27 protein-coding genes are annotated in these 25,948 nt (G+C 64.4%); 8 read left to right on the forward strand and 19 right to left on the reverse strand.

Annotated features, from left to right (window positions below):
* Positions 1-8 precede the first annotated feature (8 nt).
* The 8 genes from B2W55_RS08440 to coxB all read right to left on the reverse strand — a co-directional run bounded on the left by B2W55_RS08440 (position 9) and on the right by coxB (position 6,560).
* Positions 9-770: an SURF1 family protein gene (locus B2W55_RS08440; protein ID WP_024581826.1), complete on the reverse strand. Its 762-nt coding sequence runs from the start codon at positions 768-770 to the stop codon at positions 9-11.
* Positions 767-1,153 carry a DUF983 domain-containing protein gene (locus B2W55_RS08445; RefSeq protein WP_029879233.1) on the reverse strand — a complete coding sequence of 129 codons (387 nt, stop codon included), beginning with the start codon at positions 1,151-1,153 and terminating at the stop codon, positions 767-769. The genes B2W55_RS08440 and B2W55_RS08445 overlap by 4 nt, the downstream gene beginning before the upstream one ends.
* 63 nt (positions 1,154-1,216) lie before the next feature.
* Entirely contained in the window at positions 1,217-2,113 is an 897-nt protein-coding gene (locus tag B2W55_RS08450; protein ID WP_024581824.1) for a cytochrome c oxidase subunit 3, read from the reverse strand.
* 55 nt (positions 2,114-2,168) lie between these two features.
* The gene (locus B2W55_RS08455; RefSeq protein WP_024581823.1) at positions 2,169-2,801 is read right to left on the reverse strand and encodes a cytochrome c oxidase assembly protein; all 633 of its coding nucleotides are present in this window, start codon (positions 2,799-2,801) and stop codon (positions 2,169-2,171) included.
* Positions 2,802-2,806: 5 nt separating this feature from the next.
* The gene (locus B2W55_RS08460) at positions 2,807-2,971 is read right to left on the reverse strand and encodes a hypothetical protein (protein ID WP_024581822.1); all 165 of its coding nucleotides are present in this window, start codon (positions 2,969-2,971) and stop codon (positions 2,807-2,809) included.
* 38 nt (positions 2,972-3,009) lie between these two features.
* Positions 3,010-3,948 (reverse strand): heme o synthase, encoded by a 939-nt coding sequence (locus B2W55_RS08465; RefSeq protein ID WP_024581821.1) that lies wholly within the window; start codon positions 3,946-3,948, stop codon positions 3,010-3,012.
* A 59-nt stretch (positions 3,949-4,007) separates the two neighbouring features.
* Positions 4,008-5,624 (reverse strand): cytochrome c oxidase subunit I, encoded by a 1,617-nt coding sequence (gene ctaD, locus B2W55_RS08470; RefSeq protein ID WP_024581820.1) that lies wholly within the window; start codon positions 5,622-5,624, stop codon positions 4,008-4,010.
* 96 nt (positions 5,625-5,720) lie between these two features.
* Positions 5,721-6,560: a cytochrome c oxidase subunit II gene (gene coxB / locus B2W55_RS08475; RefSeq protein WP_024581819.1), complete on the reverse strand. Its 840-nt coding sequence runs from the start codon at positions 6,558-6,560 to the stop codon at positions 5,721-5,723.
* A gap of 486 nt (positions 6,561-7,046) precedes the next feature.
* On the opposite strand from coxB, the gene B2W55_RS08480 reads away from it, so the two are divergent.
* Entirely contained in the window at positions 7,047-7,574 is a 528-nt protein-coding gene (locus B2W55_RS08480; protein WP_024581818.1) for an invasion associated locus B family protein, read from the forward strand.
* A gap of 54 nt (positions 7,575-7,628) precedes the next feature.
* Here B2W55_RS08480 and B2W55_RS08485 read toward each other — a convergent pair whose 3' ends face one another.
* From B2W55_RS08485 to B2W55_RS08500, 4 genes are all read right to left on the reverse strand, one after another.
* Positions 7,629-9,545, reverse strand: a complete 1,917-nt coding sequence (locus B2W55_RS08485) for a DUF4062 domain-containing protein (RefSeq protein ID WP_080891012.1) — start codon at positions 9,543-9,545, stop codon at positions 7,629-7,631.
* A 161-nt stretch (positions 9,546-9,706) separates the two neighbouring features.
* Positions 9,707-10,300, reverse strand: a complete 594-nt coding sequence (locus B2W55_RS08490; RefSeq protein WP_029879231.1) for a TlpA family protein disulfide reductase — start codon at positions 10,298-10,300, stop codon at positions 9,707-9,709.
* A 35-nt stretch (positions 10,301-10,335) separates the two neighbouring features.
* Entirely contained in the window at positions 10,336-10,839 is a 504-nt protein-coding gene (locus tag B2W55_RS08495; protein ID WP_024581813.1) for a hypothetical protein, read from the reverse strand.
* Between the two features lie 10 nt (positions 10,840-10,849).
* A complete protein-coding gene (locus tag B2W55_RS08500) occupies positions 10,850-11,242 on the reverse strand; it encodes a DoxX family protein (protein WP_024581812.1) in 393 nt (130 codons plus the stop codon).
* A 120-nt stretch (positions 11,243-11,362) separates the two neighbouring features.
* Here B2W55_RS08500 and B2W55_RS08505 point away from each other — a divergent pair, with 120 nt between their 5' ends.
* From B2W55_RS08505 to B2W55_RS08525, 5 genes are all read left to right on the forward strand, one after another.
* Positions 11,363-11,815, forward strand: coding sequence for a winged helix-turn-helix transcriptional regulator (locus B2W55_RS08505; protein ID WP_024581811.1), 453 nt, complete (start codon positions 11,363-11,365; stop codon positions 11,813-11,815).
* A gap of 282 nt (positions 11,816-12,097) precedes the next feature.
* Entirely contained in the window at positions 12,098-13,522 is a 1,425-nt protein-coding gene (gene tldD, locus B2W55_RS08510; RefSeq protein WP_024581810.1) for a metalloprotease TldD, read from the forward strand.
* Positions 13,522-14,292, forward strand: a complete 771-nt coding sequence (gene lepB, locus B2W55_RS08515; protein WP_024581809.1) for a signal peptidase I — start codon at positions 13,522-13,524, stop codon at positions 14,290-14,292. The genes tldD and lepB overlap by 1 nt, the downstream gene beginning before the upstream one ends.
* A gap of 10 nt (positions 14,293-14,302) precedes the next feature.
* A complete protein-coding gene (locus tag B2W55_RS08520; protein WP_024581808.1) occupies positions 14,303-14,644 on the forward strand; it encodes an MmcQ/YjbR family DNA-binding protein in 342 nt (113 codons plus the stop codon).
* Between the two features lie 137 nt (positions 14,645-14,781).
* Positions 14,782-15,348, forward strand: coding sequence for a nucleotidyltransferase family protein (locus tag B2W55_RS08525; RefSeq protein ID WP_024581807.1), 567 nt, complete (start codon positions 14,782-14,784; stop codon positions 15,346-15,348).
* 47 nt (positions 15,349-15,395) lie between these two features.
* Here B2W55_RS08525 and B2W55_RS08530 read toward each other — a convergent pair whose 3' ends face one another.
* The 3 genes from B2W55_RS08530 to B2W55_RS08540 all read right to left on the reverse strand — a co-directional run bounded on the left by B2W55_RS08530 (position 15,396) and on the right by B2W55_RS08540 (position 18,096).
* Positions 15,396-15,950: a PAN domain-containing protein gene (locus B2W55_RS08530; RefSeq protein ID WP_024581806.1), complete on the reverse strand. Its 555-nt coding sequence runs from the start codon at positions 15,948-15,950 to the stop codon at positions 15,396-15,398.
* 169 nt (positions 15,951-16,119) lie between these two features.
* Positions 16,120-17,490, reverse strand: coding sequence for a glutamate--cysteine ligase (locus B2W55_RS08535; protein WP_024581805.1), 1,371 nt, complete (start codon positions 17,488-17,490; stop codon positions 16,120-16,122).
* Between the two features lie 93 nt (positions 17,491-17,583).
* Positions 17,584-18,096: a MarR family winged helix-turn-helix transcriptional regulator gene (locus B2W55_RS08540; RefSeq protein ID WP_024581804.1), complete on the reverse strand. Its 513-nt coding sequence runs from the start codon at positions 18,094-18,096 to the stop codon at positions 17,584-17,586.
* 130 nt (positions 18,097-18,226) lie between these two features.
* On the opposite strand from B2W55_RS08540, the gene gstA reads away from it, so the two are divergent.
* Positions 18,227-18,844, forward strand: coding sequence for a glutathione transferase GstA (gene gstA / locus B2W55_RS08545; RefSeq protein WP_024581803.1), 618 nt, complete (start codon positions 18,227-18,229; stop codon positions 18,842-18,844).
* A gap of 79 nt (positions 18,845-18,923) precedes the next feature.
* Here the strand turns inward: gstA and B2W55_RS08550 are convergent, their stop codons facing one another.
* The 4 genes from B2W55_RS08550 to B2W55_RS08565 all read right to left on the reverse strand — a co-directional run bounded on the left by B2W55_RS08550 (position 18,924) and on the right by B2W55_RS08565 (position 24,951).
* Complete coding sequence (locus B2W55_RS08550) at positions 18,924-21,149, reverse strand: 3-hydroxyacyl-CoA dehydrogenase NAD-binding domain-containing protein (RefSeq protein WP_024581802.1); 2,226 nt, start codon at positions 21,147-21,149, stop codon at positions 18,924-18,926.
* 143 nt (positions 21,150-21,292) lie between these two features.
* Complete coding sequence (locus B2W55_RS08555) at positions 21,293-22,501, reverse strand: acetyl-CoA C-acetyltransferase (RefSeq protein WP_024581801.1); 1,209 nt, start codon at positions 22,499-22,501, stop codon at positions 21,293-21,295.
* 137 nt (positions 22,502-22,638) lie between these two features.
* The gene (locus B2W55_RS08560) at positions 22,639-24,426 is read right to left on the reverse strand and encodes an acyl-CoA dehydrogenase C-terminal domain-containing protein (protein ID WP_024581800.1); all 1,788 of its coding nucleotides are present in this window, start codon (positions 24,424-24,426) and stop codon (positions 22,639-22,641) included.
* Positions 24,427-24,534: 108 nt separating this feature from the next.
* Positions 24,535-24,951: a nuclear transport factor 2 family protein gene (locus B2W55_RS08565; protein ID WP_024581799.1), complete on the reverse strand. Its 417-nt coding sequence runs from the start codon at positions 24,949-24,951 to the stop codon at positions 24,535-24,537.
* A 162-nt stretch (positions 24,952-25,113) separates the two neighbouring features.
* On the opposite strand from B2W55_RS08565, the gene B2W55_RS08570 reads away from it, so the two are divergent.
* Complete coding sequence (locus B2W55_RS08570) at positions 25,114-25,701, forward strand: PadR family transcriptional regulator (protein ID WP_024581798.1); 588 nt, start codon at positions 25,114-25,116, stop codon at positions 25,699-25,701.
* Positions 25,702-25,948 lie beyond the last annotated feature (247 nt).

Genomic DNA, 25,948 nt, shown 5'->3' on the forward strand with positions numbered 1-25,948 from the left:
TTAGCCTGTCACACCCTGCGCCGCTGGCCGCGCCACCACAGGCCGAAGGCGATCGTGACCGCGGCGGCCAGCGAGAACCAGGTGATGGCGTATTGCATGTGGTCGTCCTTGAGGTGGACCTTCAGCGGCCCCGGCTTCGGCGTCCCGCTGTCGGGCACCGGCGCCGCAAGATCGATATAGAACGGCGCGACCTCGCCCCAGCCGAGCGCCTGCGCCATGGCGCGATGGTCGCGCACGAACCACAGCCGCTTCGATGCATCTTCCTTCGGCGTCAGCCGGCCCGGCGGCTCGGGATAACGGATATAGCCGGTGAGTTCGACCGGCGCGCCGGTGACGAGGCGGCCGGTGACGCGATCCTCGAAGGCACGGTCCTGCATCGTGTTCTGGACAAAGCCGGTGTTGATCACGACAATCTCGCCGCTGGCGAGCTTCGCCGGCAGGAACGCCCAGGTACCGGGGCCCGAAATGTCGTCGCGCACGCCGGAGCCGGAGCTGAAAACCATCGCATCGGGCAGCTTGGCGTAGGTCGCGGTCAGGGTGACGCGGCGGAATTCATCCTTCGCCGAGGTCAGCGTCGGCCATGCCGAGGGTGGCGGCAGCGCCTCGGTCGGCGCGGCGAGCCGAGCGTCGAGCGCCGCGATCAGCGCATGCTTCTCGACGCGGCGCTGCAACTGCCAGACGCCGAGGGCGATGAACACCGCGATCAGGATCAACGTGAACAGGCCGAAGCCGGCCGCGCTCGGCCGACGGGTCGTGGTGGTCTCATTCATTTCGGGTCGCGCTCGATCAGTTGGCCTTCGGCGGCCTTGTGGTGGAATTGCAGCGCGATCAAAAGCGCCTTCATCGAACGCAGCGGCAGGATCGTGGTCACCACGATCAACGGCAGCCACAGCGCGGCATGTACCCAGAACGGCGGCTGGTACTTCACCTCGACGATCAGCGCCGCCGCAACCACGATGGCGCCAGCCAGCATGATGACGAAGATCGCCGGCCCGTCGCCGGCATCGATGAAGGCGAAGTCGAGGCCGCAGGACTCGCAACGCGGCGCCAGCGTCAGGAAGCCGGCATAGAGCTTGCCCTTGCCGCAGCGCGGGCAGCGGCAGGCGATGCCGCGCAAGGCGCTGTCGGTCACGGTGGGCGGGGTGTCGGTCATCGGTCTCTTCAAAAGCAAAGGGGCGGCCATCGGGCCGCCCCCTCTTAGCACGTCGGCCTGAGATTAGTGTGCGCCGTGCGCCATTGCCTCGGCGCCGTGGCCCCAGACGTAGATGCAGATGAACAGGAACAGCCACACCACGTCGACGAAGTGCCAGTACCAGGCGGCGAACTCGAAACCGAGGTGCTGCTTCGGCGTGAAATGGCCGGCATAGGCGCGGATCAGGCAGACCAGCAGGAAGATGGTGCCGACCAGCACGTGGAAACCGTGGAACCCGGTCGCCATGAAGAAGGTCGCGCCATAGACGTTGCCGCCGAACGAGAATGTCGCATGGGCGTACTCATAGGCCTGCACGCAGGTGAAGCAGGCGCCGAGGATCACGGTGAGAATCAGGCCCTGCTTGAGGCCCTGGCGGTCGTTCTCCAGCAGCGCGTGGTGCGCCCAGGTGACGGTGGTGCCCGAGGTCAGGAGCAGCAGCGTATTGAGCAGCGGCAGATGCCAGGGATCGAAGGTCTCGATGCCCTTTGGCGGCCAGGTGCCGGGGACCGAGCAGGCGCCCATCGCCGTGCCGGGGCCGCAGCCGAACACCGCGTCGCGGGTGGCGTGCACCGCATCGGCCGGGAACAGCGCCGAGTTGAAGAAGGCCCAGAACCAGGCGACGAAGAACATCACTTCGGAGGCGATGAACAGGATCATGCCGTAGCGGTGGCTGATCTGCACCACGCGGGTGTGGTCGCCCTTGTACTGGGCTTCCTTGATCACGTCGCCCCACCAGCCTGCCATGGTGTAGAGCACGCCGATGGTGCCGAGGCCGAACACGATCGGCGCGGCGGAGTACATGTGGTGCATCCAGCCGATCGCGCCGAACGCCATGACGAAGGCCGAGATCGAGCCGACCACCGGCCACGGGCTCGGGTCGACGAGATGATAGTCGTGATGCTTGACTTGCGCCTCAGCCATTGCCGTCTCTCCATTCGCGTGCCGCAAGGCACGTCTTAATCTTGAAATTCCAAAACTAGCCGCCGCCCTTGCGCTGCTCCACCTCGCCGGCCGCCACGGGCTTCGGCGCGGGGTCGCGCACGGGGAAGAAAGTGTACGACAAGGTGATGTCCTTCAGCGTGTCGTTCTCGCTGTCCTTGGCCAGCGCCGGATCGACATAGAACACCACCGCCATCTCGCGCTTCTCGCCGGGCGCCATGGTCTGCTCGGTGAAGCAGAAGCAGTTGATCTTCTGGAAATAGGCGCCGACGGTCAGCGGGGCGACGTTGTAGGACGCCTGCGCCGTGGTGGTGCGCGCCGACTGGTTGGTCACGGTGTAGTAGACCGTGACGACCTGGCCGATCTTGACGTCGATTTTGTTCTGCTCCGGTTCGAACTTCCAGGGCAGGCCCGGCGCGACGTTGGAATCGAAGCTGACGGTGATGGTGCGATCGAGCGGCTTGTCGGTCGGCGCCGAGGTCGCGACCTGGGTGGTGCCGTTGAACCCGGTGGTGCGGCAGAACCAGTTGTAGAACGGCACGGCCGCGTAGGAAGCGCCGACCATCAGCACCACGACGAAGCCGCAGATCGAGGCGACCAGGGCGTCGCGCGTCAGCGTGCGACGGGTGACCTTGCCGCCCTCGCCTTGCTGTGGTGCCTGGTGCTCCATCTCACTCACAGCGGCCGCACCAGCACGGCCGGCCCCTTGACGAGGGTGACGGCGAAGAACAGCAGCACCATGACGCCGAGCGCGAGCGCAATGGCGATCGAACGCTGGCGGCGGCTCTTGAGCTGCGCCTCGGTGAGGACGATGCCTTCTGGTTCGTTTTTCTCGTCCATTGATATCCCATGCGCCCCCATCTTGCCCCCCGGCGTCCCTATCCGATCAAGACAGGTACAACCGCGCGGACCACCACCTCGGCGAGGAGAACGGCAAACAGCGCGAACAGGTAAAGGATCGAGAACGCAAACAGCCGGCGCGTGGCGCGGTTCGCCGCGGCGCCCTCGCGGCGGCGATAGACCTCGATGGCGAGCCACAGCATACCGGCACCCAGCACCAGCGAGGTGAGGCCATAAATCGCGTCGAAATAGCCGAGCGGCCACGGCGCCAGCGCGATTGCGACCAGCACGATGGTGTAAAGCAGGATCTGCAAGCGGGTCGCGTCGGGACCGGCGACCACTGGCAGCATCGGAATGCCGGCGCGGGCATAGTCGTCGCTGCGGAACAGCGCCAGCGCCCAGAAATGCGGCGGGGTCCAGAAGAAGATGATCAGGAACAGCAGGATCGGCTCGACCGAGAGCGAGCCGGTCGCGGCGGCCCATGCCACCACCGGCGGCAGCGCACCGGCGGCGCCGCCGATCACGATGTTCTGCGCGGTCCAGCGCTTCAGCCACATCGTATAGATCACGGCATAGAAGAAGATGGTGAAGGCGAGCAGCGCGCCCGCCACCCAGTTGACCAGGATGCCGAGCGTCATCACCGAGAAGAAGGCGAGCGTGATGCCGAACGCGGCCGCCTCGGTCTGGGTGATCCGGCCGCGCGGGATCGGCCGGTTGGCGGTCCGCGTCATCAGGGCGTCGACGTCGCCCTCATAGGCCATGTTGAGCGCACCGGACGCGCCGGCGCCGACCGCGATGCACAGGATCGAGGTGAACGCCAGCACCGGATGCACATGATCAGGCGCGATCATCAGACCGACCAGCGCGGTGAAGATCACCAGCGACATCACGCGCGGCTTCAACAGCGCGATGTAATCGCCCACTTCGGCCTCGGAGATCCGGGGCAACTCGATGGCATTGTGATCGACAACCGACAAGATCAGGTCTCGCTTCTTAAGAGAGCGCGGCGCACCCAGGGTGCGCCGCGGCCTTGAATTTACTGCACGCGCGGCAGCACTTCGAACTGGTGGAACGGCGGCGGCGAGGTCAGCGTCCACTCCAGCGTGGTCGCACCCGCACCCCACGGATTGTTCGCGGCCTGCTCCTTGCGGACGAAGGCATCGATCACGCCGTAGATGAAGATCAGGACGCCGAAGCCGGAGATGTAGGAACCGTACGACGAGATCAGGTTCCAGCCGGCGAACGCATCCGGATAGTCGACATAGCGGCGCGGCATGCCCGACAGACCGAGGAAATGCTGCGGGAAGAACACCAGGTTGACGCCGACGAACGTGAACCAGAAGTGCGCCTTGGCGATGCGCTCAGAGTACATGTAGCCGAACATCTTCGGGAACCAGTAGTACCAGCCGGCGAAGATGCCGAACACGGCGCCGAGCGACAGCACGTAGTGGAAGTGCGCCACCACGTAGTAGGTGTCCTGCAACACGCGGTCGACGCCGGCATTGGCCAGCACGACGCCGGTGACGCCGCCGACGGTGAACAGGAAGATGAAGCCGACCGCCCAGATCATCGGCGCCTTGAACTCGATCGAGCCGCCCCACATCGTGGCGATCCAGGAGAAGATCTTCACGCCGGTCGGCACCGCGATCACCATCGTGGCGGCGACGAAATAGGCCTGCGTCGCCGACGACATGCCGACGGTGTACATGTGGTGCGCCCACACCACGAAGCCGATGCCGCCGATCGCGACCATGGCGTAGGCCATGCCGAGATAGCCGAACACGGGCTTGCGCGAGAAGGTCGAGACGATCTGGCTGACCATGCCGAAGGCCGGCAGGATCAGGATGTACACTTCGGGGTGGCCGAAGAACCAGAACAGGTGCTGGAACAGCACCGGGTCGCCGCCGCCGTCGGCGGCGAAGAAGGTGGTGCCGAAATTGCGGTCGGTCAGCAGCATCGTGATCGCACCGGCGAGCACCGGCAGCGACAGCAGCAGCAGGAACACCGTCACCAGGATCGACCAGACGAACAGCGGCATCTTGTGCAGGGTCATGCCCGGCGCGCGCATGTTGAAGATCGTGGTGATGAAGTTGATGGCGCCGAGGATCGACGACGCACCGGCAAGATGCAGCGACAGGATCGCGAAATCGACCGCCGGTCCGGGGTGGCCCGAGGTCGACAGCGGCGCGTACATGGTCCAGCCGGCGCCGACGCCGTTGGCGCCCGGCTCACCCTCGACGAAGGTGGAGAGCAGCAGCAGCGCGAACGAGGCCGGCAGCAGCCAGAACGAGATGTTGTTCATGCGCGGGAACGCCATGTCCGGCGCGCCGATCATCAGCGGCACCATCCAGTTGCCGAACCCGCCGATCATCGCCGGCATGACCATGAAGAAGATCATGATCAGGCCGTGCGAGGTCACGAACACGTTATAGGTGTGCGTCTCGTGGAATATCTGGACGCCCGGATACATCAACTCGGCACGGATCGCGATCGACATCGCAGCACCGATGATGCCCGCGATCACCGCAAAGATAAGGTACATCGTACCGATATCCTTGTGGTTCGTGGAGTAGAGATAACGCCGCCATCCGGTCGGATGGTGGGCGTGATCATCATGGGCGTGATCGTCGTGTGTCGCTGCGCCTGTCGCCATGTTCAAAATCCTGCCTTGCAGTCCCTCTCGGACCTCGCGGTCCCGTCGCCCTTATTCCATCCGCGCCGTAAGCCTTCAGCCCTCAGGCCCTGGGACTTACTGCGCCGCCTGACCAGCCGAGGCGTAGGAATTCGCCGGGTTGGTCGCAAACTTCTTCTTCGCCCCCTCGACCCAGGTCGCGAATTCCTGGTCGCTGACGACCCTGACCGCGATCGGCATGAAGGCATGGTCCTTGCCGCACAGCTCCGAGCACTGGCCGTAGAACACGCCGGTCTTGGTGGCCTTGAACCAGCTCTCGTTGAGGCGGCCGGGGATCGAGTCGATCTTGACGCCGAAGGCCGGCACCGCGAACGAGTGGATCACGTCGGCGCCGGTGGTCTGGATCCGCACCACCTTGTTGACCGGGACCACCATCTCGTTGTCGACGCCGAGCAGGCGGGGCTGCTTGTCCTTGTCGAGCAGCGAGTCGAACTCGAACTTGCCGTTATCCGGGTAGGCGTAGGACCAGTACCACTGCTTGCCGGTGACCTTCACGGTGAGGTCCGGCTTCGGCACGTCGAGCTCCAGGAACAGCAGGCGGAACGACGGCACCGCGATGCCGACCAGGATCAGCACCGGGATCAGCGTCCATGCCACTTCGATCAGCGTGTTGTGGGTGGTCTTGGAGGGGACCGGGTTGGCGCGAGCATTGAACTTCACCACCACGATGACCAGCAGCGCCAGCACGAACAGCGTAATGACGGTGATCAGCACCAGCAGGAAATTGTGGAACCAGATGATGTTTTCCATCACCGGGGTCGCGGCTTCCTGCAGCGTGTGCTCCCACGGCGCCGGCTGTCCCATTTCGGCGGATGCCGGTCCCGCGGCGACCAACGCCATGCCCGCCACCACCAATCCCGCCAACTGCCTGCCCAACCGGCCAATCGACATCTTCATGCCGTTCGCGCTCCCTTGATAATTCCCCAACACACCCCCGGTACTTGGACCAGAGATGCAGCACGATCCGCCCTGACAAACGGCCTTCCGGACATACCCGTCTTCGAGTCAAGGTGGGTACGGGAGCCAGATCGCTAGAACGCGTCGAAATCCAGCCTCTCAAACCATAATTCGCAGGCGCTCGCAATGCAGTAGTAGGGTCGAAAGCCATGCGCCTGCGATGAACCTGCCGCTTGCGATTTTTCCCGCGAAATCAAGCGAAAGTCGCCGAAAGGCGGCCGCATGGTGTTGACAGGCGGATTACCGGATGTAGGCACAGGCGAGGTAGCCCACAGGAACCTGATTCGCTGCGAGCTGCCCCAATCCGGCGCGGGAATGGCTCCAAGATCGCCTTCAAGGCGCCCTATTGCGGTATCAGTCGACTTGCGCGTGCTACCGGCGGCCGGAATGGCCGGATTGGCCAAACATCTCAAAGGATCGACCCGGATGGGCGCTTCGAACATTCAGGCAGGACGAAAGGCCGGCTGGCTCGGCGGGCTGCTGTTTCTGGCTCTTTCTCTCGGCCTCACCCAGGCGGCGAACGCGCAAGGCGCGGTCCGCTCGGTCCATGGCGACTGGCAGATCCGCTGCGACACCCCGCCGGGCGCCCAGGCCGAGCAATGCGCTCTGATCCAGAGCGTGGTAGCCGAAGACCGCTCCAATGCCGGCCTGACCGTGATCGTGCTGAAGACCGCCGACCAGAAGAGCCGCCTGATGCGCGTGGTCGCCCCGCTCGGCGTGCTGCTGCCCTCCGGCCTCGGGCTGAAGCTCGACAATCAGGACGTCGGCCGCGCCGGCTTCGTCCGCTGCCTGCCCAATGGCTGCGTCGCCGAGGTCGTGATGGACGACAAGCTGCTCGGCCAGCTCAAGAACGCCAAAACCGCGACGTTCATCATCTTCGAGACCCCCGAAGAGGGAATCGGGTTTCCGCTCAGCCTGAACGGGCTGGCGGAGGGGTATGACAAGCTGCCGTAGCGGGAGATTTGCCTCCTTTTCCAAGGCACGATGCGACCGCCGAACTGCGAAGCCTCATTGATCGTCCTGGTCGTGCCTGGCTGCCAACAAGTGGCGGCGCAACGCGTTGTCGAACTGAATATGCCCCGGAAGCCAGGCAGGCCGGGTTGGCTTGTCACCGCCAAGAAACGTCGACCTGAAGCAAGGCAGTTGGTCTTTCGAGGTCACCTGACGTTTGAGCGCGTAGGTTACTTCACGCTCAATCCACTTCGATTCTGCTTCTTCGGCGTTCTTCGACCAGAACAACATGAACATGTCGCTTCGGTCGATCTCCTCAAAGAGACGCCGCTGCCAGATTTCCCCACTCCTCAGTGACACTGCATCGAGAAAGAAGTTGATACCAACGCCTTCGAGAACCTGAGCACACTGCAAGACTTCGAGCCGATCTCGACTCGAGTACGACAGGAAAGCGTATTCGAAGTGTCTCGAGCTATCGCCGCACAATTGCACCCGCGCCCGCGAATCTCTCGCGGGTGAGGCGACCGTCACGCTGAATTTGAGAATGCCGATCGGCACGCCATCGAGAAAAAAGTTCGCGGAAATCTGACCGCTTCGGCCTGTTGGTTCCCTGCTTAGGGTGACGCTGAACGGACACGCACATAACTCGCCTCGCCAGACGACGCTCTGCTCTGACGCGTCGATCGAAAAATCCTGCGATTCCAACTTCACCCCAAGGCGTTGGCCGCGCTTTACCGCCGTTTCAAAAGTGCAAACACTCCGGCGTGTTGCCTGACGATCTGATTCCTGCGCACGCTTTCGCGCTGCAGACGCCCGGCTTCGGCGATGAAAGAATATCTGTACGAGAATCGTCTCCCCAGGCGCACACTCCTCTGGAGAAAAGGCACTGGCATCGACAACATCTGCTGAGGATGTTCTCGGGCGCCATGAGGGAGATGGAGTTGCGGCGGAGCGGACCAGTTCGAGCAGTGAAGTCGCGACGGATGTAATCCCTTTGGCCAAGGCGGCCACCACGTGCGCAAACTCGCTTGAGAACCAGAAGCCAGTTAGAGCGGTCATCGATGCGACAAGAAGGGCCCATCCTGCCACACGCGAGTTCACCCACTTGCTCGATGGTGCGGGCGGCCTGGCGCTGTCAGAAGGCGATGCTGGTGAGATTTGGACATCATCGTCGGGCGGTGGCGCCCTCGATGAGGGAAACGAGGCTGGCGAAGGCGGCGGAGGCGGCGGAGGCGGCGATCCCGATGAAGGACGGCTGCTCCTCAACTCGAAGGCTCCATCATCCAATGGCGACCGGCCTATCGAAACCAATTCCCTCCCAGGTGGCGATCTCAGTCCAGCTGGACTTGCCTCAGCTCCACGTCGGAGCTCATTCAACTGATTGAGTGAAAGCTCCCTCAATGGAGGCAGCTCACTCTTTGTCGTTACGGCTTCTTGCGAATATCCAACAAGATTTCTGATGCCCTTGTCTACAACGGTCGAGAATTGTGCCAAATCGTCGAACGTCGCATATTCGCGATTGACCTTGCTACCGTCGTTCACCTGCTTCGCACGTTCGCGAAACGCATCGAGTTTCTTGAGTTTCTCCGGATCGGCTTCGATGCCCGCTTGCATCACCGGATGCTCATCACTCATGATGAACAACAAGATGCGCCGTCCAAGTCGCGCCGCCTCATTGAACTCAAGTTCGGTCAGCGAGAGCCGATCCGGATTTCGTTCAGGATCGACCAGTATTTGGCCGTATCTGTGGCTAATCACACAGACGTACGCAAAGGCGTCGCGGACCATCGCCAAAGACGTATCGATCACGTCCGCTTCAGCCTGCGCCCCGGAAAATTCCATCACCCGCGGCGCGTAGCCCAGCTTCTGGATCGCCTCGATCACACTCGCCCGATGCTCCTTCAGGTCGTTGAAGGTGCTCGACAGCATGATCGCCTTGAAGTCTTTGGGTTCATCCGACTTCGTATCGGGCATTGAAAATGTCTCAAATATCCGCGCGGCACGATGAACGCGCCCCCTGGCAACTCCGGGAGATTACCTCGAAGACTTTCCGACACGCAACGGAATAGCCTAGCGGCTCGCACAACCTTCCGTACAAGCCCATCGTTGGGCTGCGGCTGGAAAATAGGTCAGGTCTATCGCCCGCCCCTCGCATAATAATCGAACAACGCGCCCGCCTCCGCCGACAGCCAGTCCGCCTCGCCCGTCATGTAGCCCTCGACCTGTCCGCTCACGCCGATCAGGAACGAGATCGGCATGCCGTAGAGCGCGAACGGGGTCTCGATCTCGGCGGCGCCGACGCGGGAGACGAGACCGCCGGGATCGAAGCCGATCGCAAGATGACGGAGCTTGAGCTGCTTGACGTAGGGCGCCACCAGCGCGCGGTTGCGGTCGGTGCTGACCGCGACGACGGTAAGATCGCTGCGGCCGCCGGATGCGAGCCGGTCCAGCATCGGCAGCTCGGTCCGGCACGCCGCGCACCAGGTGGCCCAGAAGTTCAGCAGCACCAGTCTGCCTTTGAACGCGGCGAGATCGATCGCGCCGCCGGCGAGCGAGGGAATCGCCACTGGCGGGACTGGATAAGCGCCTTGAACGAGCGTGAACTGGTGCCGGATGGTGCCGAATTGCGGCGGTCCCGACGCGGCGCGCGCCGGCAGCGCGAGCGAAGCGCCGGCGCCGATCATGCCGGCGACCACGGCGCGGCGTGTCGGGGCGCGAACAGAAGTCATGCCGGGCTCTCCGCTTGGCTTGAGGGCTGCGTCGTTCACGACCGGATGTAGGACCAGCCGGCTTCCTGCAATTCGATGATGCGTCCGGGCCCGTTCGGCACCAGGTCGACATTGTCGAGCAGCACCAGCGGATGTCCCTCGGCGCGCTCCATGCCGAGCTTGGTGGCTTCGCAGACCACGAAGCGGATGTCGGGCGTGAGCCCGCGCACCACCCGCAGCAGGTCCTTCACCGGCGAAGTGTCGGCGCGCAGCATGTGGACGCCGGCATTGTAGGCAACGACCTCGATCGCGAACGGCTCGTTGCGCTCCCGGTAGTATTTCGGGAGGTTGAGCGCGGTCGAGATCAGCGCCCGCATCGTGGTCGGGTCGTCGCTGTTGATCGGCAGCACCAGGCGGTGCACCCGCGGCTCGGGCTTCTTCGGTTCGGGTTTCGAGACCGCGGCGACCGATCCGGTGAGCAGCAAGGTCACGGCGAACGGCACCGCAAAGGCCAGCGCAAGCGCTGCGGCGAGCGTCAGGAGGCGGCGAGAGACGCGCATCGCGGCCACCTCACGGCACGCTCGCGAGCAAGGCGAACTGGCTGCGTTTGGCGTAGGCGACGATCGCGCTCAAGGTCAGCAGCACGAGGGCCGGCACCGGCGAGCCGCCGATCACGAACAGATGGCTGATGGTGGCGCCGACCATGATGCAGCTCAGCAGCACGCCGCCGAAGGCAACGACCGGAGGCAGCAGGATCAGGATGGCGCCGATAAGCTCCAGCGATCCGGTGAAATAGCGGAACCACTGACCGAGCCCGAGATGCTCGAATTCCTCGACCAGCATCGGCACGCCGTAAAGCTTGGCGGCGCCAGCAGCGGCAAAGGCCAGCGCAAGCACGCCCCTGACCACCCAGAGACTGACGGATTTCCAGCGCGACGGCGCCGCGGCAACAGCAACTGACATGGATGACTCCCCAATTGTTCGAATGGACCGGACCGGGCGGCCCCCCTGCCCATGGCTTTCGACAGGCTAAATTCGGGAGTAAGATGAAAAGAACAAGTAGGATGCTTTTTGTGAGGTAGTATGGAAAAACAGACTATTGGACTTACCGAGCCTCCGGCGGCGCCCGAGCCGTGCAATGGCGACCTGGCGGCGCAATTTCATCGCGCGCTTTCCGTGCTGGCCGGGAAATGGAAGGGCGACATCCTTTGGCAATTGGTCGAACGCAAGCGCCGCTTCGGCGAGCTGCGACAGGCGATCCCCGGCGTCACGCAGCACATGCTGACCACCCAGCTGCGCGATCTCGAGGCCAACGGCCTCGTCAAGCGCACGGTCTATCCGGAGGTGCCGCCGCGGGTTGAGTACGAGATGACGCCCTCTGCCAAGGCGCTCAAGCCGGTGTTCGACGAACTCTACCGCTGGGCGCAGGAGCACGGCTTCCCGACCTCGACCGGGAGTGCCGCGCAGCCGGCGCCGTCGGACGCGGAAGCCGAGCCGGAGGACCGGGCCCGCAAGGCCGGCCGGCGCGCCGGCTGATGACGACAAGGTGAGGATCCCGAGCAGCTGCCGTGACCGACGTCACCGTCGCAGGCACTCCCGGTTTGCCACCCTAAACACTATGTTGAGCAGTCGCCGTCCGGGCCTGAATCGGAACCGGCGCAGGTTTCCGGGTTGTAAGATGAGTTTTCCGCTCGTCTCTGCTTCAATCACCCGAAATCCCTGCTTCCGGGTCCCCACTGGCAATCAGTTGCGCTTCAGGCAAGGATGACGAGGAATTGCCAAGACATCGCCAAGACATCGCACTGCGTCGGAGTGACCATGACCAATCCCGCCACGACCTCCCTGCTCGATCGCGCCAATCTGGACCGCGACGCCGTCCGCCGCGAGGTGTCGCGCGGACTTCAGGGCGCCGACGACGGCGAGTTGTTCCTCGAGTTCGGGCAGACCGAGGCGCTGGTGTTCGACAATGGCCGGCTGAAACAGGCGACCTATGACACCTCGCAGGGCTTTGGCCTGCGCGCGGTCAAGGACGATGCGGTCGGCTATGCGCATTCCTCCGACGTCTCGATCCCGGCGCTGATCCGCGCGGCGGATGCGGTGGCGGCGGTGCGCGGCGGCTATGCCGGCACCTTCGCCGCGGCGCCCTCGCACACCAACGTCAAGCTCTATGGCGACGAGAACCCGCTCGACGGCCCGGCATTCGAAGCAAAAGTAAAGCTGCTCGGCGAGATCGACGCCTATGTTAGGGACAAGGATCCGCGGGTGCGGCAGGTCTCCGCCAGCCTCACCGCGACCTGGCAAGTGGTCGAGATCCTGCGGCCCGACGGCGAGAGCTACCGCGACATCCGCCCGCTGGTGCGGGTCAACATCTCCGTCGTCGCTGGTCAGGGCGACCGCCAGGAAAGCGGCAGCAAGGGCTATGGCGGCCGCGAGGGTTATGCGCGTTTCATCGAGACCAAGGCCTGGCGCGACGCCGCCGACGGCGCGCTGCGCGAGGCGCTGGTCAATCTCGAATCAGTGCCGGCCCCGGCCGGCGAGATGGACGTGGTGCTCGGGGCCGGCTGGCCCGGCGTGATGCTGCATGAGGCGGTCGGCCACGGGCTCGAAGGCGATTTCAACCGCAAGCAGACCTCGGCCTTTGCCGGATTGATGGGCAAGCAGGTCGCGGCCAAGGGCGTCACCGTGGTCGATGACGGCACCATGGCCTCGCGCCGTGGCTCGCTCTCGATCGATGACGAGGGCACCCCGACCAACCGCACCGTGCTGATCGAGGACGGCATCCTGGTCGGCTACATGCAGGACCGCCAGAACGCCCGCCTGATGGGCATGAAGCCGACCGGCAACGGACGGCGGCAGAGCTATGCCCATGTGCCGATGCCGCGCATGACCAACACCTACATGCTGGCGGGCGACCGCGACCCGGCCGAGATCATCGCCTCGGTGAAGAACGGCATGTATGCCGCCAATTTCGGCGGCGGCCAGGTCGACATCACCTCGGGCAAATACGTGTTCCAGTGCACCGAGGCCTACAAGATCGAGAACGGCAAGCTCGGCGCGCCACTGAAGGGCGCCATGCTGATCGGCAACGGGCCGACCGATCTCCACAGGATCACCATGATCGGCAACGATCTTGCGCTGGACACGGGAATCGGCACCTGCGGCAAGAACGGCCAGGGTGTGCCGGTCGGCGTCGGCCAGCCGACGTTGCGCATGGAACGGATTACGGTTGGAGGAACAGGCTAGTGAGCAGCGGAAACGAAGTCGTGGCGGCCAAGACGACGAGCTGGCGCGGACAGGCCGTGCAGCTGGCCGCGATCGTGGCCGTCGTGTTCCTCGCCAAAGGCGCGATCGCCGAGCCGTTCTACGTGCCGTCGGGCTCGATGGAGCCGACGCTCCTGATCGGCGACGCGCTGGTCGCCTCGAAATATCCCTATGGCTACGGCGCGGCGTCGCTGCCGATCCAGATCACGCTGCCGGAAACCGGCCGCGTGTTCGGCGAGACGCCGAAGCGCGGCGACGTCGTCGTATTCCGCTGGCCGGGCGACCGCTCGCAGGCCTGGGTCAAGCGCGTGGTCGGGCTGCCCGGCGATCGCATCCAGATGCGGCAGGGCCAGCTCTTCATCAACGATCATCCGGCGGCGCTGAAGCCCGACGGCGCCGGCTTTGCCGAGGACGATCGCGGCGGCGGCGAGGATGCCAACCGCTATATCGAGACGCTGCCGAACGGTGTCAGCCACGCGATCTTCAAGATCCGCGACAACGGCCGGCTCGACAACACGGCCGAGGTGACGGTGCCTCCGGGCCAGCTGTTCGTGCTCGGCGACAACCGGGACAACTCCGCCGACAGCCGCGTGCCGGTGCGCGACGGCGGCGTCGGCCTGCTGCCGATCGACAATCTGATCGGCCGCGCCGATGCGGTGGTCGGCTCCTGGGACATGGGCATCCGCAGCCAGCCGGTCTGGACCTGGCTGTCCGGCTTCCGCCTCGCGCGCTTCTTCACCTCGGTGCAGTGAGCAGGCCCAAGTGACCTTCGACGACGTCAGGACCCTGGTGCTGGCGTGGCCGGAGGTCGAGGACGGCTCGTCCTACGGCACGCCGGCGCTGAAGGTGCGCAAGAAGATGCTGGTGCGGCTGAAGGAGGACGGCGACAGCCTGGTGATGCCGGGCGTGCCGCCGGATGAGCGCGACATGCTGGTGGAAAGCCAGCCCAGGGTCTTCTACTTCACCGATCACTACCGCGATTATCCGACCGTGCTGATCCGCCTGTCGAAGGCCAGGCGTTCGACCGTCGAGCCTCTGCTGCGCCGGCACTGGCGCACGCTGGCATCGAAGAAGGCAGTCAGGGATTTTGACGCGATTGGGTAATGGCTTCTCGTCATTGCGAGCGCAGCGAAGCAATCCATCTTGCCACTTGTGGAGACACGGATTGCTTCGTCGCTATCGCTCCCGTGCGCAAACGCTTCGCGCTTGTCGCAGGCAATGACGGGGAGAGACTTGGACCTATGACCCAGGACGAATTCCTCACCGCAGCACTGCGCAACCCTGTCAATCCAGCGATCACGGACGAACTTGACCGCCTCGGTTTGCCCGATGCGTGGCTGGTGGCCGGCTGCCTAGTGCAGAGCGTGTGGAACGTGCTGACGAAGCGGCCGCTCGATCACGGCATCAGCGACTACGACGTGTTCTATTTCGATTCCGACACGTCATGGGAAGCCGAGGACGCCGTGATCCGCGATCTCACGGCGCGGCTCGGCCATCTCGGCGCCGCGATCGAGGTGCGCAATCAGGCCCGCGTCCATCTCTGGTATCCCGAGAAGCACGGCGTGCCCTACCCTGCGCTGTCGTGCTCGACCGACGGAATTGATCGCTTCCTCAGCACGAATGTGCAGGTCGGCATCCGCCGCAGCGCCAGCGGTTACGACGTCTATGCGCCGAGAGGTTTCGACGATGTCGCCGCCATGATCGTGCGGCCGAACCGGACCGCGAATTTTTCGGCGGCGAATTACGCGAAGAAGGCTGAGCGATGGAAGGCGCTGTGGCCGGAGATCACGGTGATTGAGGTGGACTAACCCGTTCGTCCCTGCGGACGCAGGGACGACAGACGGGTGTGTGGCGCCTACCGCACCACGCCTGATGTGAACCCTGCCTTCCGCCGCGGCGGCTTGATCTCTTTCTTCAGGAAGCAATGCGCGTCGCGGCCGGCATAGCCGGGCCGGGCGTAGGTCCAGGCACGGCACTTGTTGTCGGCGGTGCAGGCGGCCTGGCAGGCCTCGTCGCCATCGCTGCTCTTCAATTCGAAGTTCTTGTAGTCGCCGCCGAGGCGGTCGATCGAGGTTTCAATGGCGCCATTGCGCGGTTCGACCACGCCCGCGCCGCGCACCCCGGAGACGCAGCAATTGTCCTGCACCCGCGGCGGCACGCTGCTCTTCAGCCAGCACACCGCGCCATTGTTGGCGTCGGTCGGATAGTTGAAGCTCCAGGCGCGACAACGGCGATCGCGCTCGCAGGTCAACGCGCAATCGGCGGGATCGCCCGAACTCACCGGCGCGTTCAGGTAATCGCCGCCGGGACGGTCGAAATTGGCCTGCGCCAATGCCGGGCGTGCGGCGAAGGCGGCCACAAGCACCGCGAACATCACCACACTCGCCCTAAAGAGGCGGCCTATCCCCATGAGATTGCTTTCAAATTCGCACAGCCCCGCGCATCCCGCGGGGTGTCATTTGAACGCCATGAACCTGTACGGCTGATGAACGGCGAGGCAACGGCAGGTGCGACGACACCGCCGTGCACGCCCACGTTCAGAACCCCCGTTCTCGATACAATCGGAAACGAAGAGGGCTCTAGAAGGCGTACTCCTGATAGGCCGGCTCGACCGACCCCTTCCAGGGACCGTTGAACTTCTCCAGCATCTCCTCGGCTGGTGAGCGGCCGGCCTCGATGATGCGCTCGAGCGGTTCGAGGAAGCGGCTTTCGTCGCGGCCGAGATGATCGATCCGGCCGCGCCGCCGCAATCCAGCATGCGACAGCACCAGGCACTCCTTGGCGATCTCGAACAGATAGCGGTCCTTGATCCGCGACTTGAAACCGAAACGCGGCACGTCATCGCGCAGCGCCTGCCGCTCCGGCGCGGTCCAGTGCCGGACGATGTCCCAGGCAGCATCGAGACTGTCATTGTCGTAGAGCAGCCCGACCCAGAACGCCGGCAGCGCCGGCAACCGGCCCCACGGCACGCCATCGGCGCCGCGCATTTCGAGGTAACGCTTCAGCCGCACCTCGGGGAAGATCGTCGAGAGATGGTTGGCCCAGTCCGACAGGGTCGGGCGCTCGCCCGGGAAGGCGGCATTCTTGCCGGCGAAGAAATCGCGAAACGAGGAGCCGGAGACGTCGATATATTCCTCGCCGCGCTTGACGAAATACATCGGCACGTCGAGCGCGTAGTCGACATAACGCTCGTAGCCCATGCCGTCCTCGAACGCGAACGGGATCATGCCCGAGCGCGCATTGTCGGTGTCGCGCCAGATCTCGGAGCGGAACGACAGGAAGCCGTTGGGCTTGCCTTCGGTGAACGGCGAGTTGGCGAACAAGGCGGTCGCGATCGGCTGCAACGCCAGCGACACCCGCAGCTTCTTCACCATGTCGGCTTCGGAGGAGAAGTCGAGATTGGTCTGCACCGTGCAGGTCCGGAACATCATGTCGAGGCCGTATTTGCCGACCTTCGGCATGTAGTTGCGCATGATCTTGTAGCGCCCCTTCGGCATCACGGGAATCTGCTCGCGCGACCAGGACGGCGTCATGCCGAGACCGAGGAAGCCGATGCCGAGCGGGGTTGCGATCTCCCGCACCTGCGCCAGGTGCGCCATCAACTCCGACTGCGTCTGATGCACGGTTTCGACCGGCGCGCCGGACAATTCAAACTGCCCGCCCGGCTCGAGCGAAATCGCGCCGCCGCCGGTGACGTCGTAGAGTCCGATGATGTTGCCGCGCTCCATGATCGGCTCCCAGCCGAGCAGGAGCTTCATGCCTTCGAGCAGCGCGCCGATCCCCTTCGCGCCCTCATAGGGCACCGGCTGGTGGCCTTCGAGCGTGAACGGCGTCTTCTCGTGCTCGGTACCGATCCGGAATTCGGACTCGGGCTTCACACCGGCTTCAATCCACGCCACGAGCTCGTCGCGCGATTGCAGCGGCGTCATGTCGATCTGGTCACGCGCCATACGAAATCCAACTCAAGGGCGCTTCGATCGAAGGCGCGCGGTGGCAGGGACATCCGTGGGCCAGAGCGGCCGCGGATGATGGGATCAGCAATATCATCGGGCAGGCACGCCGTCTCGCGCCGGCGCGGCCTTGGTATCGTTCTTGACGTCGCCCTTGGCATCGCCGCAGGAGCAGCCGAGACGGTCGAGCAGACCGCACAGCCTTTCAGCGTCGGCATCGGACAATTTGGAGCCGACATGCTTGTCGATCGCGGCCGAATAGGCGCTCCACATCTTCTTCTGCAACTCGCGACCGGCCTCGGTGATCTCGACGAACTGGCCGCGCTTGTCGATCTTGCATTCGCGACGGGCGGCGAGTCCCTCGTCGACCAGCTTGTCGATCAGCCGCGAGGTCGAATATTGCGGGATCAGCATCTGCCGCTCCAGCTCGACCGGGCGCAGCTCGCCGGACGGCGCGCGCGACAGCTCGAGCAGGGCGTCGTACCAGGCCAGCGGCGGAAAGCCGGCCTTCTTCAGGTCCTGCTCGACGCAGTCCAGCACCCGGCTCGGCACCCGCATCAGGCGGATCCAGGCGGCCGTCGCCTCGCTCGATAGCTTGCGTTTCATCGTCTAGCCCATAAGGTCCCGGAACCCAGTGTACCGCACTGAATGCATCTGCATCAATCTTGACTATTTCATGCAGGTGCATGTAGGCAATCCCTCTCCGGACGCCAAGAACAAGGGAAGGAATACCCCCATGAAGCTTTATTACACCCCCGGTGCCTGCTCCCTCTCGCCACACATCGCCCTGCTCGAAGCCGGCCTGCCCTACGACCTGGTCAAGGTCGATTTGCGTGCCAAGAAGCTCGAAAACGGTGACGATTTCCTGCAAGTGAACCCCAAGGGCCAGGTGCCGGCGCTGGCGCTGGACACCGGCGAGATGGTCACCGAAGGGCCGATCATCATCCAGATGATCGCCGACAGGGCTACCGACAAGAAGCTGGCGCCGGCCCGCGATTCCAACGAGCGCTACAAGCTGCTCGAATGGCTGAACTACATCACGACCGAGCTGCACAAGAATCTCGGCCCGATGTTCTCCCCAGTGCTCGCCGACGACGCCAAGGCATTCTTCAAGGACCGCGCCATGGGCAAGTTCAAATATGTCGAGAGCCAGCTCGCCGGGCACGACTATTTGATGGGCAACCAGTTCACGGTCGCCGACGGCTACCTGTTCACCATGATCATGTGGGCGCAAGACCGGCTCGGCTTCGACCTCTCCGGCCTGCCGAACCTGATGGCCTACAAGGCCCGCGTCGCGGCGCGCCCGAAGGTGCAGGAAGCACTGAAGAAGGAAGGCCTGCTGAAGGCGGCCTGAGTTTTCGCCGGGCACATATGTCAAGGGCCGGATCGATGATCCGGCCCTTTTTGTTGGTACTGCACGCTTGTGGCCCGGACTACTCCGCTGCCTGCGCCGCCTGCTTCTTCGGCGGGAAGCGGCCGTAGAAGGTCTCGCCCTTGGCGGCCATCTCCTCGAGCAGCTTCGGCGGCGTGAAGCGCGAGCCGTATTTCTTCTCGAAGGCGTGGCAGAGCGCGACGAAGTTCTTGGTGCCCATGAAGTCGATATAGGACAGCGCGCCGCCGGTGAACGGTGCGAAGCCGAAGCCGAGGATCGAGCCGACGTCCGCCTCGCGCACGTCGGTGATGACGTGATCCTCGACGGTGCGCGCGGCTTCCACCGCCTGCACCACCAGGAAGCGCTGCTTCAACTCTTCGACGCTGAGCGTATCCGGATCGAGCTGCTTCGGCTGCAGCGCGGCGAGCCCCGGCCACAGGCTCTTCTGGCCCTTGCCCTTCTCGGGATAGTCGTAGAAGCCCTTGCCGTTCTTGCGGCCGAAGCGGCCCTGCTTCTCGACCATCTCGACGATCAGCTTCTTCTGCGCCTGGTCGATCGCGTTGGGACCGAGATCGGCCTCGGTCGCCTTGGTGATCTTCAGCCCGAGATCGAGCGCGACCTCGTCTTGCAGCGACAGCGGCCCGACCGGCATGCCGGCCATCTTGGCGGTGTTCTCGATCATCGCCGGCGGCACGCCTTCGAGCAGCATCTCGTTGCCCTCGGAGATGTAGCGCATCACGCAGCGGTTGGCGAAGAAGCCGCGGCTATCGTTCACCACGATCGGTGTCTTGCCGATGGCGCGGACATAGTCGAGCGCAGTGGCCAGCGCGACGTCGCCGGTGTTCTTGCCGAGGATGATCTCGACCAGCATCATCTTCTCGACCGGCGAGAAGAAGTGGATGCCGATGAACTTGCCCTGGTCCTTGAACTCCTCGGCCAGCGAATTGATCGGCAGGGTCGAGGTGTTGGAGGCGAAGATCGCGCCCGACTTCAGCAGCGGCTGCGCCTTGGCATAGGTGTCGGCCTTGACCTTGCGGTCCTCGAACACCGCCTCGATGACGAGGTCGCAATCCGAGATCACGTTGTAGTCGGCCGTTGCCGAGATCCGGGCCAGGATGGCATCGGCGGCGTCCTGCTTCATCCGCCCCTTGGCGATCAACCCGTCGACCACGGTCTTGGCGTGGCCCTTGCCCTTGTCGGCGCTCTCCTGGTCGCGATCGACCAGCACGACGTCGATGCCGGCCTGCGCCGAGACGTAGCCGACGCTGGCGCCCATGAAGCCGGCGCCGATCACGGCGAGCTTCTTGACCTTGGTGGGTGGCACGCCTGCCGGGCGGCGGGCGCCCTTGTTCAGCTCCTGCATCGACAGGAACAGCGAGCGGATCATCGCCGCCGCTTCCTTCGAGCGCAGCACCTTGGCGAAGTAGCGCGACTCGACCCGGAGCGCGGCGTCGATCGGCAACTGCAGGCCCTCATAGACGCAGCTCATGATGGCGCGCGCGGCCGGATAATTGTCGTAGGTCTCGCGGCGATAGATCGCGTTGCCGGCCGGGAACATCTGCATGCCCATCTTGGAGAAGACGGGGCCGCCGGGCAGCTTGAAGCCCTTCTCGTCCCACGGCGCGACGGCCTTGCCGCCGCCCTTGATCCAGTCCTTGGCGGCCTTGATCAGGTCGGCCGCGGGCACCACGGCGTGAAGCAGGTTGAGCGCCTTGGCACGCGTCAAATTGACCGCCTCGCCCTTGAGCAGCAATTGCATCGCATCCGCCGGCTGCACGAGACGCGGCACGCGCTGGGTGCCGCCGGCGCCGGGGAACAGGCCGACCTTGATCTCGGGCAGGCCGAGCCGGGTCTTCGGGTTCTCGGCCGCGACGCGGTAGTGGCAGGCCAGCGTGATCTCGAAACCGCCGCCGAGCGCGAGCCCGTTGATCGCAGCGACCCACGGCTTGCCCGAGGTCTCGATCGCGCGGAACGACAGCGACATCTGGCGGCTCTGCTCGAACAGCATCTGGTTCGCGGCTTCCTCGCCCTTCTCCTTGAGGAGCTGTGCATACGCCCGGTTCATGCCCTCGAGCATCGAGAGATCGGCGCCGGCGCAGAACGCCTCCTTTGCCGAAGTGATCACGACGCCCTTGATCGCGGCATCGCCGGTGGTCTGCTTGATGATCTCGCCGATCTCCTGGGTCGAGACCTCGTCGAACACGTTCATCGAGCGGCCCGGGATGTCCCAGGTGACGAGCGCAATGCCGTCGGCGTCGACGTCGAACTTGAAATTCTTGTAAGCCATGTTGTGCTCCCTCGGTGCCGGCAGCCGATCTCAGGCGCGGCGATGGTGTCTCGGACCGTAGGGCGGGTTAGCGAAGCGTAACCCGCCACCTGTTTCGTGGTGACATGGTGGGTTACGCCTTCGGCTAACCCACCCTGCTTTCGTTACACGCGCTCGATGATGGTGGCGGTGCCCATGCCGCCGCCGATGCATAGCGTGACCAGCGCGGTTTCCTTGTTGGTGCGCTCGAGCTCGTCGAGCACGGTGCCGAGGATCATGGCGCCGGTCGCCCCGAGCGGATGGCCGAGCGCGATCGCCCCGCCATTGACGTTGATCTTGGCGTTGTCGATGTCGAACGCCTGGATGTAGCGCAGCACCACCGAGGCGAAGGCTTCGTTGAGCTCGAACAGATCGATGTCCGACTTCTTCATGCCGGAGCGCTCGAACAGCTTCTCGGTGACGTCGACCGGGCCGGTCAGCATCATCGCGGGCTCCGAGCCGATATTGGCGAAGGCGCGGATTTTCGCCCGTGGCTTCAACCCGAGCTTGGCACCCGCTTCCTTGCTGCCGAGCAGCACCGCGCCGGCGCCATCGACGATCCCTGAGGAGTTGCCGGCGTGGTGCACGTAATTGACCTTCTCGACCTCGGGATGCGACTGGATCGCCACCGCGTCGAAGCCGGCCATCGCGGCCATCGCCGCGAATGACGGCTGCAATTGCGCCAGCGACTGCATCGTCGTGGTCGGGCGCATATGCTCGTCCTTGGCGAGGATGGTCAGGCCGTTGATGTCCTTGACCGGCACCACCGACTTGTTGAAGCGGCCCTCGTCCCAGGACTTCGCCGCGCGCTGCTGGCTCTGCACCGCATAGGCGTCGACGTCGTCGCGCGAGAAACCGTATTTGGTGGCGATCAGGTCGGCCGAGATGCCCTGCGGCATGAAATAGGCCGGCACCGCCATCGAGGGATCCATCGGCCAGGCGCCGCCCGAGGCACCGATGCCGACGCGGCTCATCGATTCCGCGCCGCCGCCGATCACGAGCTCATGCTGGCCGGCCATGATCTGGGCCGCCGCGAAATTCACGGCATCGAGGCCGGAGGCGCAGAACCGGCTGATCTGCACGCCCGGGACCTTCTCGCCGAGGCCGGCGTTCAGCGCCGCGAAACGGGCGATGTCGGAGCCGGCCTCGCCGACCGGATCGACCACGCCGAGCACGACGTCGTCGACGGAATCCTCGGCGAGATTGTTGCGCTCCTTGAGCGCCTTCAGCGGCACCGTGGCGAGCGCCAGCGCGGTGACCTCGTGCAGCGCGCCATCGGCCTTGCCGCGGCCGCGCGGGGTACGAACGTGATCGTAGATGTATGCCTCAGGCATGACGCCCTCCTTGATATGAGGATCATAATATATACGGAAAGAAGCGCCGCCGCAGCACTGCGGCGGCAATTTTCAAGGCTTTCTCATTTGACGCGTTGTCTTCACGCGAACCGGTATCCACTCCGCTGGGAAACGATTCAGAACGCTTCCGCGGCCAATTCCATCGTGGTGGCGCTGCCGCTCTGGATCCGGGCCAGATGCACGGCGGTCTCCGGCAGCAGCCTTTCCATGAAGAAGCGGCCGGTGACGAGCTTGGTGTTGAGATAGGGCGTGGCGCCGGCCGCGGCCTTGTCCTGCGCGACCTTGGCCATCTTCGCCCACATGTAGCCGAGCGCGACCAGGCCGAACAATTTCATGTAGTCGGTGGCGGCGGCGCCGGCATTGTCGGGCTTGGTCAGCGCGTTCTGCATCAGCCAGCCGGTGGCCTGTTGCATATGGCCGAGCGCGGTCGAGAGCGGCGTGATGAACGGCTTCATCGCCTCGTCGCCGCCATGCTCCTTGGCGAAAGCACCGACCTCGCCGAAGAACGCCATCGCGGCACGGCCGCCGTCGCGCGGCAGCTTGCGGCCGACCAGGTCGAGCGCCTGGATGCCGTTGGCACCCTCATAGATCATCGCGATGCGCGCATCGCGCACGAACTGCTCCATGCCCTGCTCGGCGATATAGCCGTGGCCGCCATACATCTGCTGTGCGGACACCGTGTTGGCGAACCCGGTGTCGGTCAGGACGCCCTTCAGCACCGGCGTCATCAGGCCCATGTGATCGTCGGCAGCCTGACGGTCCTTCGGATCGTTGGAGCGGTGCGCGACGTCGCTCTTCAGCGCGGTCCACACCACCATGGCGCGCGCCGCCTCGTTGAAGGCGCGGATGGTGAGCAGCGTGCGGCGCACGTCGGGATGCACGATGATCGGATCGGCGGGCTTGTCAGCCTCCTTGGCGCCGGTCAGCGAACGGCCCTGCAAGCGCTCGCGGGCGTAGGCGACCGCGTTCTGGTAGGCGACCTCGGACTGCGCGAGGCCCTGCACGGCGACACCGAGGCGGGCCTCGTTCATCATCACGAACATGCCTTGCATGCCCTTGTTCTCTTCGCCAATCAGCCAGCCGGTGGCATTGTCGTAGTTCATCACGCAGGTGGAATTGCCGTGGATGCCCATCTTGTGCTCGATCGAGCCGCAGCTGACGCCGTTGCGCGCCCCCAACGAGCCGTCGCCGTTGACCAGCACCTTGGGAACGACGAACAGCGAGACACCCTTGATGCCGGCCGGCGCGCCTTCGATGCGCGCCAGCACGAGATGGATGATGTTCTCGGTGAGATCGTGCTCACCGGCCGAGATGAAGATCTTGGTGCCGGTGATCTTGAAGCTGCCGTCGGCCTGGCGCACCGCCTTGGTGCGAAGCAGGCCGAGGTCGGTGCCGCATTGCGGCTCGGTCAGGTTCATGGTGCCGGTCCACTCGCCGGCGATCATCTTCGGCACATAGGTCTTCTTCTGCTCCGGCGTGCCGTGCACCAGCAGGGCCGCGGTCGCACCCATGGTCAGGCCGCCATACATCGAGAACGCCATGTTGGCGGAGATCTGGAATTCGTTGACCGCCTGCGACAGCGTCACCGGCAGGCCCTGGCCGCCAAACTCGGTCGGCGCCGACAGGCCGAGCCAGCCGCCCTCGGCGACCTGCTTGAAGGCGTCCTTGAAGCCCTTCGGCGTGGTGACGCTGCCGTCGTCATTGCGCTTGCAGCCCTCGAGATCGCCGGTGCGATTGAGCGGTTGCAGCACCTCCTCGCTGAGCTTGGCGGCCTCGCCGAGGATCGCCTCGCGCACATCGGCCGACGCATCGGTGAAGCCGGGAAGATTGCCGTAGCGATCGATCTGGAAAACGTCGTTCAACAGGAAGCTGACGTCTTCGACGGGGGCTTTGTAGGTTGGCATGCTGATCTCCCGGCTGGCTCGTGGCCGCAGGTACGGCCGACGCTCTGCAGCTTGTCCTTGGGTTTGTTGCAGCGGACCTTATCCGGTTCCGGAGGTCCGCGGCAGGGCCTAGCGAGACTGTGATTGCGACGTAGCGCCGCCCTGCTTCATCAACTCCTCGCCCATCATCCGATGCAGCAGGTTGATCGCCTTGAGCGGACGCACCATCACCTTGAAATGCGTGATCCGGCCGTCACCATCGAAACTGATGATGTCGACGCCGTTGAGCTTGATGCCGTCGATCTCGTTCTCGAATTCGAGCACCGCGCCGGTGTCGTTCTTCCATTCGCCGAGATATTTGAAGGTCGGACCGCCGAGCACCTTGGCGGCGCTGGTGAGATATTTGAAGGTGATGTCGCGGCCGCGCTGCGGCGTGTGCACGACCGGGCTTTCGAACACCGCGTCGGGATGCAGCAGATCCCACAAAGCGGCGGTGTCGTGGGACTTCATGTAGGCGTACCACTTGTCGAGGCCCGGCTTGCTCATTCGGACGTCTCCTGCGGCGGGGGTTAGGAAGCCTGAACATCGGCCGCGCGCGACGAGCCGGCGCGCCGATCACCATATGCATATTGACGCATATGCACACTAACGCATAAAGTCAAGCGAACTCGGGAATGGCCGATTTGGGAACTGAGATGGAGGTGGGCGTTGGCACTCGGTGACGCAATCCTCGCCTGCCTCACGGAACGTCCGATGACGGGCTACGAGCTCGCCAAGACGTTCGATGCCTCGATCGGCTTCTTCTGGAAGGCCGACCATCAGCAGATCTACCGCGAGCTCTCCCGGCTGCGCGACAAGGGCCACGTCCAGGGCCGCGAGGTGGTGCAGTCCGGCAAGCCCAACAAGCTGGTCTACACCCTGACCACCGAGGGCCGCGCGGCGTTGAAGCACTGGGCGGCAAGACCAAGCGTTCCGCCCTCGATCAAGGACGACTTGCTGGTTCGGCTCTATGCGCTCGACTGCGTCGACATCGCGCCGCTGCGCAACGACCTGATGGCGCGTCTCGAGCATCACCGCGACCGCTACGAGCGCTACGAGCGCCTGCTCAACAAACGCTTCCCCGACGGCACAGCGCCGCCGGCCGACGTCGGCAAGATGCTCAGCCTGCGTCTCGGGATGCGCCATGAGCGCGTCGTGGTGGAATGGTGCGAGGAGGCGCTCGACGCGCTGTCGGCGATATCGGGCCGCGGCCATGTGCTGTCGATCGACGATGGCAAGCGCGAGAGCAACGGCTAGAAGCTATCGTGCCGCCCGGCTATGGCGCGAAACAAAATCGACTTTGCCTAAAAACGATAGCCGTGTCCTGATCCGGCGCAACAGGTTCCCGGATTCCCTAACTTTAAGGCCCTGCGGCCGCATTCCTTAACCCGTTATTTACCGTGACGGGAAAAAGTCAGCAGCTGAAGCAGACGACCAGCGCAGAATTCGATTGTCTCTTAACGGGAATGCGCGGGGAGGCTGCGGGCGCAGGTTGTGGCGCCGG

It is taken from the genome of Bradyrhizobium sp. UBA2491, from assembly GCF_002341725.1.
Lineage (GTDB): Bacteria > Pseudomonadota > Alphaproteobacteria > Rhizobiales > Xanthobacteraceae > Bradyrhizobium.